This window comes from Yoonia sp. (genome assembly GCF_014859355.1).
Taxonomy (GTDB): domain Bacteria; phylum Pseudomonadota; class Alphaproteobacteria; order Rhodobacterales; family Rhodobacteraceae; genus Yoonia.
Genome location: NZ_JACUUJ010000022.1, coordinates 40368 through 47938, shown reverse-complemented (window position 1 = coordinate 47938; position 7571 = coordinate 40368). Strand labels below are relative to the sequence as shown.

General features: G+C 58.1%; 9 protein-coding genes, 1 tRNA gene and 1 pseudogene. 6 read left to right on the top strand and 5 right to left on the bottom strand.

The window, feature by feature from the left end; all coding sequences use genetic code 11:
- A pseudogene (locus IBX59_RS09605) lies at window positions 1–223 on the bottom strand (DUF2254 domain-containing protein); the annotation flags it as partial.
- Window positions 224–415: 192 nt separating this feature from the next.
- Between IBX59_RS09605 and IBX59_RS09600 the strand changes: the two are divergent.
- Window positions 416–1006 carry a nucleotidyltransferase family protein gene (locus tag IBX59_RS09600; RefSeq protein WP_296374891.1) on the top strand — a complete coding sequence of 197 codons (591 nt, stop codon included), beginning with the start codon at window positions 416–418 and terminating at the stop codon, window positions 1004–1006.
- On the opposite strand, the gene IBX59_RS09595 is transcribed toward IBX59_RS09600, so the two are convergent.
- Both IBX59_RS09595 and IBX59_RS09590 read right to left on the bottom strand, forming a co-directional pair.
- Window positions 1003–1764 (bottom strand): Hint domain-containing protein, encoded by a 762-nt coding sequence (locus tag IBX59_RS09595; RefSeq protein WP_296374889.1) that lies wholly within the window; start codon window positions 1762–1764, stop codon window positions 1003–1005. The two genes, IBX59_RS09600 and IBX59_RS09595, sit on opposite strands and share 4 nt — an antisense overlap.
- A gap of 421 nt (window positions 1765–2185) precedes the next feature.
- Window positions 2186–2271: transfer RNA gene (locus IBX59_RS09590), tRNA-Leu, on the bottom strand.
- 124 nt (window positions 2272–2395) lie between these two features.
- On the opposite strand from IBX59_RS09590, the gene IBX59_RS09585 reads away from it, so the two are divergent.
- Window positions 2396–2974, top strand: coding sequence for a YqaA family protein (locus tag IBX59_RS09585; RefSeq protein ID WP_296374887.1), 579 nt, complete (start codon window positions 2396–2398; stop codon window positions 2972–2974).
- Window positions 2971–3450 (top strand): disulfide bond formation protein B, encoded by a 480-nt coding sequence (locus IBX59_RS09580; RefSeq protein ID WP_296374885.1) that lies wholly within the window; start codon window positions 2971–2973, stop codon window positions 3448–3450. Before IBX59_RS09585 ends, IBX59_RS09580 begins: the two co-directional genes overlap by 4 nt.
- Here the strand turns inward: IBX59_RS09580 and IBX59_RS09575 are convergent.
- Window positions 3407–3826 carry an Lrp/AsnC family transcriptional regulator gene (locus IBX59_RS09575; RefSeq protein WP_296374883.1) on the bottom strand — a complete coding sequence of 140 codons (420 nt, stop codon included), beginning with the start codon at window positions 3824–3826 and terminating at the stop codon, window positions 3407–3409. The two genes, IBX59_RS09580 and IBX59_RS09575, sit on opposite strands and share 44 nt — an antisense overlap.
- 86 nt (window positions 3827–3912) lie before the next feature.
- Between IBX59_RS09575 and rocF the strand changes: the two genes are divergently transcribed.
- From rocF to IBX59_RS09560, 3 genes are read left to right on the top strand one after another with little or no spacing between them, the layout of a single operon-like run.
- Window positions 3913–4842, top strand: a complete 930-nt coding sequence (rocF, locus tag IBX59_RS09570; RefSeq protein WP_296374881.1) for an arginase — start codon at window positions 3913–3915, stop codon at window positions 4840–4842.
- Entirely contained in the window at window positions 4839–5885 is a 1047-nt protein-coding gene (locus IBX59_RS09565; RefSeq protein WP_296374879.1) for an ornithine cyclodeaminase, read from the top strand. The genes rocF and IBX59_RS09565 overlap by 4 nt, the downstream gene beginning before the upstream one ends.
- Window positions 5886–5932: 47 nt before the next feature.
- Window positions 5933–6136, top strand: a complete 204-nt coding sequence (locus IBX59_RS09560) for a hypothetical protein (RefSeq protein ID WP_296374877.1) — start codon at window positions 5933–5935, stop codon at window positions 6134–6136.
- Window positions 6137–6246: 110 nt separating this feature from the next.
- Here the strand turns inward: IBX59_RS09560 and IBX59_RS09555 are convergent, their stop codons facing one another.
- Complete coding sequence (locus IBX59_RS09555; RefSeq protein ID WP_296374875.1) at window positions 6247–7551, bottom strand: ferredoxin reductase family protein; 1305 nt, start codon at window positions 7549–7551, stop codon at window positions 6247–6249.
- Window positions 7552–7571: the final 20 nt, after the last annotated feature.

Sequence of the window (7571 nt, the reverse complement as noted above, 5' to 3'; positions counted from 1 at the left end):
CGACAGCCATCGGGACCGACGCACGCAATCGGTTCCGATCATGATCGAATTTAATCGCCTGAATGGCGTTTTCAAAACTTTCCTGCGCCAGTTTCGGCGCGGACCGCGGCAATGCGCCGTCGGAATGGCGGGCAAGATGCGAAAGCGGTTTTTGCAAGGCCAGTTGCACTTCGATCAGGTGCGCACCATCACGGGCAATCGGCGTAAAACCATCTTTGATCATGTCAGCCGCCGCCAGCGGCCGCACCCATAACCGGGGGTGCATGATTGCATCGGTGGCGATGTGCTTGTTATCGACATAGTTGTCGAAAGCAGCCCCCCCTCGAAGGCATGCAGCCTTTAACGCATACTCCAGCTCACGATACAAAACTTTCGTAAGATGTTAGGAATGCAACGCACCATATCGGAGACGCGCATGATCCCGATTCTTATCCTTGCCGCGGGCGGGTCCACCCGGATGCGTGGCACTGACAAACTGCTGGAACCCGTGGGCGGTGTGCCGCTGTTGCGCGTGCAAGCGAAACGGGCGCTGGCGACGGGGCAACCTGTTTTTGTCGCATTGCCTGCCGCAGATCACCCCCGCACTGCTGCGCTTGACGGGTTGGGCGTGACCGTCTTGCCTATTCCTGCCGCCGCCGAAGGTATGTCCGGCACCCTGCGCGATGCGGTGGCCGTCTTGCCTGCGGCACCCGCTTTCATGCTGGTGCTGGCCGATCTCGTGGCCATCACGACCATCGATCTGCTGACCGTGCTTGCCGCGTGGCGGGATGATTCCGCGCATCTGATCTGGAGAGGTGCCACCACGGACGGCAAACCTGGCCATCCGATTATTTTCGCTGGCAGTCTTCGCCCCGAATTTGCCAAGTTGAAAGGCGATACAGGCGGCGCGTCCATCGTGCGCGCGAATGCCCACAAAACCCATCTGGTGGCGCTGCCAGCCAACCACGCAAGGCAAGACCTGGATACGCCCGAAGACTGGGCAAAGTGGCGGGGCACGAACGGCTAGATCAACAGCGCGTATTCATCCCGCTGCAATATCCGGCGGGCCGCACGATATCCATCCAAACCCGCATCGGTCCCCCATTCGGGGAAAATCGTCAATATCTCATGACGCTGCGCGGCATCCACGCTTTTGAGCGTTTCGTCACCCGGTTGAAAGCTTTCGGACCAGGCGCCATCGGCCAAAACCACCTCGTGTTTTTCAAACATGATATGAACATAGGTCATCTCTGGCACATCGACGATGTCGATGCCATCGCGCTGCGTCATATGTTTCGCCGGAACCAATACCTCGCTTTGCGCAAAGTAAAGCTCGGCCATTTCGGACACGACCAGCAGACGATGGTTGGGCGATACCCACATATCGCAAGCAGGCATGCCGTGCCCCAGCGCCCCCGCCCTGATCCGTACCGGGCGCAAATCAGGTTTCGCAGTCAGACTGGCGGCACTGACCGTTTTTGTTCCTGACCAGACAACTGCCTGAATGCCATTGTCTCGAGTCTGGACAAGGTCACCCTGCTTGAGATCCTGCACCAAACGCGTGCCTTGCGGGGTGGCGACCCTTGCGCCAGGTGTGAAACAGGGGATGCTTTTTTCAAGAATGCTAAACGCTAATTTCTTACCATCAATCTGATGATCGCGCGATTCCACATCTTTGAAACGGCGCGCCAAGGTCATCAAAGGCATCGCGTCATGGCGCAGCGGCGTTTGAACGTTATCGGGGTCATCCGACACAAGATCAGCTTTTTCAAATCTTTCTTCCAATAAAGCCTGCACACACTAAAAAAACTGATCCCACAACGCGAAGCGGATCAACAAAGAACAAATTTCTGCTTCAAAACAAGCAAGACCCTTAAAGGCCATCAAATCATGCCAACTACCGTATCCCGTGGCCGCCAAAATATGCTTCGCAAATCACGCGGGACAACACTCTTTGGACATCGTTTTGACGCTAGATACGCAATGTTTTCACGACGTCAATTGACAAATTTATATCGCGAAAAAAGTATTCGCATACCTGCACTTTTGGAAAGGTAAGTTATATTCATCAAATTTTTTCGTGGTCTTGAGCACATATCGGCGCACAATCATCTTTAACGGCCCAACCGATTCAGGGCCGGCCTACGCAACGATTGCCCCTGCTGTTCAATCCAAACGGTCAATCCGCGCATGTTTATATATTTATTGGTGCCGATGGAGAGACTCGAACTCTCACGATGTTACCATCGGGGGATTTTGAATCCCCTGCGTCTACCATTCCGCCACATCGGCCACGGCGTATCCCCTAATCTGGTGCGCAGGCGGCGTCAATCATCTTTGCGACAAGTTCTCGCATATCCTTGACGACAGCCACCCGCCATGGCCTAAGCACATGTCCCTAATGCAAAGAACCCCTATGCTGCGCCGCCTTTATGACTGGACCCTGTCGCTTGCCCGATCGCCCTATGCGCTTTGGGCGCTGGCGTTTGTGTCGTTTGCTGAATCGTCGTTTTTCCCGATCCCGCCCGATGTCTTGATGATCCCCATGATTATCGCCCGTCCCAGCCGGGCTTTTGTCATTGCCGGCGTTGCGACTGTTGCATCGGTTCTGGGCGCTGTTTTGGGTTACTATATCGGCTATGGGCTGTTCGAAAACGTCGGGCGGCCGGTGCTGGCGTTCTATGGCAAGGATGCGGGTTTTGCCGAATTTGCCGATTGGTATAATGCTTATGGGGCATGGGCAGTGTTGGTTGCCGGGGTCACGCCTTTTCCGTTCAAGGTCATCACCATCGCATCCGGGGTGACGCAACTTTCGTTTCCGATCTTTATTGTATCGTCCATTGTTGCGCGCGCCTTGCGGTTTTTTATTGTTGCTGTCTTGTTGTGGAAATTCGGCGCGCCGATCCGTGATTTCATCGAACATCGGCTGACATTGGTCTTTGTGCTATTTTGTGTTCTGTTGATAGGCGGCTTTGCAATTCTGGGGGTGCTATGACACGCAATCTGATGATCCTGTTGGCTGCGGGTGGGTCTGTGGCGCTGTTGGCAGGGGCCTTTCTGTTTCAGGCGCTGGGCTATCCGCCTTGCGCCATGTGCCTGTGGCAACGCTGGCCCCATGTTGCAGCGATCATCATTGGTGCTGTTGCGCTGCGGTTTCCGTGGCTGGTCTGGCCGGTTTTTGGCGCAGTGGCGGCGGCAACGACAGGTGGCCTGGGCGTGTATCATACAGGGGTCGAACGCGGCTGGTGGCAAGGACCGACCAGTTGCACCGGCAATGGCGGGCTGAGCGGGTTGTCTGGCAGCGATTTGCTGGCAATTACGGGGCCGCGTGTGGTGATGTGCGATCAGGTGTCATGGGAATTTCTGACCCTGTCGATGGCCAGCTGGAATGCGATTCTTTCCTTTGGGTTGATGGCGCTGTGGCTGGTCAGCGCCGTGTGGACAGTAAAAGATTCGTCTCTGACCGGCTGACCCCCTCAAGCCGGCGGATCGCGGTCAGCACCTGATCAAATTCTTCCAGCGTCTCGGTCCCGATTTCCACGATCAGATCCCATGTGCCGTTGGTGGAATGCACCGCCTGCACCTGCGGCATTGTCAAAAGCGCGCGCAGCACCTTGTCTGCGCCCCGCCCTGCGATTTCCAGCATCATCAATCCGCGCACCGCGTGCGCGCGCACGTCAGACCGGGTTTGCACGGTAAACCTCACGATTTCCCCGCCCGTAACCAGCCGATCCATCCGTGCGCGCAGCGTGCTGCGGGTCACGCCCAGTTCAACCGCCAGATCAGACAGCGACGCACGCCCGTTGCGCCGCAAGGCCCCGATCAGCCGATTATCCAGTTTGTCCATTTATATTGCCCGATTTGAATGATTTGCCCCCATATTGCACAATTTGCAGGCTTAACCCACACCGCAATTTGCGCAAGACTGCTGGCATGACACAAAAACATTGCATTCTGATTGGCGCCCCCGTCGACTGTGGCAAACGCCGCCGCGGTTGTCTGATGGGGCCTGACGCTTACCGCACCGCTGGTCTGGCCGAGGCGATCACCGCCCTTGGTCACACCGTTGAAGATATCGGCAACCTGGCCCCCGCGCCCGTCACCGTTGCCCCTGCGAAAAATCCGCAGGTGCATGCGCTGGCGGAAAACGTGGGATGGACGCAGGCATTGATGGCCGCAGCACAGACCGCCGCGCCAAAGGGCCTGCCGATTTTCATGGGCGGGGATCATGCGCTGGCGTTGGGCAGCGTGGCCGGTATGGCGGCCCATGCGCAGGCGCAGAACCGGCCGTTTTTTGCGCTTTGGCTGGATGCGCATAGCGATATTCACACACCCGACACCACCGACAGCGGCAATTTGCACGGCACCCCTGTGGGCTATGTCACGGGGCGCGCCGGATTTGATGCCTTTCCGCCCCTGCCCGCCCGCGTCGACCCCGCCAACATTTGCATGATCGGGCTGCGGTCTGTCGATACGGCAGAACATGCCGCCCTTGCCGAAGGCGACACCACGCTCGTCGATATGCGCATGATCGACGAAGAGGGTATCAGCGCGCCATTGCAGGCCTTTCTGGCAAAGGTCGCCGCCGTGAATGGCATGCTGCATGTGTCGCTGGATGTGGATTTCCTTGATCCGTCCATCGCGCCTGCGGTCGGCACCACCGTGCCCGGCGGGGCGACGGTGCGCGAAGGCCATCTGGTGATGGAAATCCTGTCCGACAGCGGGCTGGTTACATCGCTTGATCTGGTGGAACTGAACCCGTTTCTGGATAACCGCGGCAAAACCGCCAACCTGATGGTTGACCTGACCGCATCGCTTTTGGGCCGCCGCGTGTTTGACCGCCCGACAAGGAGCTTGAAATGAGCTTGAAAGCCTCGGACAAGGCCTTGGTGCCTTTTGTCAGCGTCGATAACATGATGCGGCTGGTTCATCACATCGGGATCGAGACATTCCTTGCCGATCTGGCCCGCGCGATCGAGGCTGATTTCATCCGCTGGGAATTGTTCGACAAGACCCCGCGTGTCGGCGCACATTCCGATGTGGGTGTGATTGAACTGATGCCGACGGCGGATAATGAATTTTACGGTTTCAAATACGTCAACGGCCACCCCAAGAACATGCGCGAAGGCTTGCAAACCGTCACCGCCTTTGGCGTCTTGTCGGATGTCTATACCGGCTATCCGCTGCTGTTTTCAGAAATGACGGTGCTGACTGCGCTACGCACCGGCGCGATGTCGGCAGTGGCGACAAAACATCTGGCCCGGAAGGATGCGCGCACCATGGCGATGATCGGCAACGGCGCGCAGTCGGAATTTCAGTGCCTTGCGATCAAGGCGGTCTGCGGGATTGACACGATCCGGCTGTATGACATCGACAATGCCGCCACCGAAAAATGTCTGCGCAACCTTGCGGATCTGGGGTTTGATATCACCGCCTGTGATAGCCCCGAACAGGCTATCGAAGGCGCTGACGTGATCACCGTGGCCACCGCTGACAAGGACATGCAAACGATCCTGACCGACAACATGGTCGGCGCCGGTGTGCATATCAACGCCATCGGCGGCGATTGCCCCGGCAAGACCGAACTGCACCGCGATATCGTGGCGCGGGCCACTATTTTTGTCGAATATCCGCCGCAAACGCGGATCGAGGGCGAAATCCAGCAGATGCCGCCCGATCATCCTGTCACCGAACTGTGGCAGGTGATCGCCGGTACGGCACAGGGGCGGCAGTCGGCGTCGGAGGTGACATTGTTCGACGGCGTCGGTTTCGCGATCGAGGATTTCAGCGCGCTGCGCTATGTGCACGAAAAGATCAGGGATACGCCATATTACGTTGATCTGGATCTGATTGCTGACCCTGATGACCCGCGCGATTTGTTCGGTATGATCAAGCGGGCGGGCTAAAGCAGAAGTTGCGCGCAACGCTGATCAGAACTAGAGCGTTGCGCACCATGAGACCCAGTCGCGCACGCCGGATCGAACATCTGATCTTTCAAATTACCCTGCTGGGCAAAGCCGCCCTTGGGGTGGTTCAGCTTGGCGCAGCAGCGGCCATTTGGATGAGGGTTGCGGAAAAGGCCCCAGCCATTGCAGAGTGGCTGGTCAGGGCCGGATTGGCCGAAAACCCTTCCGATTTTTCGCCTCGCGGATCATGATCCGCCCTACCTAACGCAGCGCAAAAACAAATACGCCAAGCACCAGCAAAATCACAAGCAACCGGACAGACCAGTTGATGCGCTGGCTCAGGGGCGTGCGGCGGAACGGATCAATCATAATCAAACCTTTCCGAAAGGATGCGCCGCGCAGGCACGCCCCGGGCAATCAGGTCATGTTCGACGCTATCCATCATTTGGGGCGGCCCGCATAGCAAAAAGACCCAACTGTCACATTGATCTTGTGAAAACACCCGTTTCAGCAGGGCTGCGTCAATCATGCCCGTTTCCCCGGGCCAATCATCCGGCGGGTCCGACAGGACCAGTGTCACGTCATCGCCAGACAGTTCATAGCCAGCCACAAGATCACCGGCGGTGGCAGCACCATAGATCAGGCGCACCGGTCGGGGGTCATGGGTCAGCCGCATTTCCAGAAAGATCCCCAAAAGCGGGGCAATCCCTACACCACCGGCAATCAGGGCAACCCCCGGTTCGCTGCGCCCCGCGATGGCCAGTGTGCCATAGGGGGCATCAACATAGGCGCGCGTGCCCGGTGCAATCTGGCCAACGGTGCGTGTAAAATCGCCAAATTCCTTGATGACAAAGGAAATCTCTGGCCCGGCAGAGGGCGCAGAGGCAATGGAAAACGGATTTTCATGCAGGGAAAATACGCTGTTGCCAACGTTCAGCCATGCGAATTGGCCTGCCTTGTAATCCAATCCATCATGTCCGTCGGGGGCCAGTGTCAGCGCCCATTGACGGGCCGCAGCGGGGGTCACGCTTTGCACCCGCCACGCCCGCTTGCGCGCCTTCAGGGGGGCCAAAAGATACACATGCACCAGTGTCGCAACCGCCCCCGCCGTCATCGCATACCAATACCACGCCACGGGCATCTGCGCGGCATAGCGCCCTGCGATCATCGTGTGAACCAGCAACAGCCCCGCGATCAGCGCCGCCCCCAGCCCGTGTAACAACCGCCAGCGTTCATAGGTCTGCGGCGTCTGTTTGCGATAAATCGCGAAAATCACAAAACTCGGCAACAGCACATAAGCCGCGACCCCGGCCCCGACCCCCATCATGTCGGTCGAAAGTGTCAGCTGCCGCGTTGCATCCCAGGGGCGCGCCCCCCCGGACGGGCTGCCCCCATAAAAGAAAGGGTGCACCAACGCCAAGCCAAGCGCCGCGCGCCCCATCGCTTGATGCACGCGCATGGTCACATCCATGCCGATCTGGTTCGACACGGTCTTGAACCGGCCCGACAGCACGAATTCGACCAGAATAACGGCAAATGCCACCATCCCGAGGCCTGAACCAATTTCGGCCCAGATCCCGCGTGGCGGACCGCCGAAAACAGCCGACAAGACCAGTGGCAACACCAGCAGCACGCCGTAGATGGTAATCAGACCCAGTAACCGCATGATTGGTTCCTTAAACGGGG

Excerpts from the sequence above, each read along its gene's own strand:
- IBX59_RS09600 (WP_296374891.1), top strand. The coding sequence starts at position 416 with ATGATCCCGATTCTTATCCTTGCCGCGGGCGGGTCCACCCGGATGCGT.
- IBX59_RS09565 (WP_296374879.1), top strand. The coding sequence starts at position 4,839 with ATGAGCTTGAAAGCCTCGGACAAGGCCTTGGTGCCTTTTGTCAGCGTC.
- IBX59_RS09560 (WP_296374877.1), top strand. The coding sequence starts at position 5,933 with ATGAGACCCAGTCGCGCACGCCGGATCGAACATCTGATCTTTCAAATT.
- IBX59_RS09575 (WP_296374883.1), bottom strand. The coding sequence starts at position 3,826 with ATGGACAAACTGGATAATCGGCTGATCGGGGCCTTGCGGCGCAACGGG.
- IBX59_RS09585 (WP_296374887.1), top strand. The coding sequence starts at position 2,396 with ATGCTGCGCCGCCTTTATGACTGGACCCTGTCGCTTGCCCGATCGCCC.
- IBX59_RS09555 (WP_296374875.1), bottom strand. The coding sequence starts at position 7,551 with ATGCGGTTACTGGGTCTGATTACCATCTACGGCGTGCTGCTGGTGTTG.
- rocF (WP_296374881.1), top strand. The coding sequence starts at position 3,913 with ATGACACAAAAACATTGCATTCTGATTGGCGCCCCCGTCGACTGTGGC.
- IBX59_RS09580 (WP_296374885.1), top strand. The coding sequence starts at position 2,971 with ATGACACGCAATCTGATGATCCTGTTGGCTGCGGGTGGGTCTGTGGCG.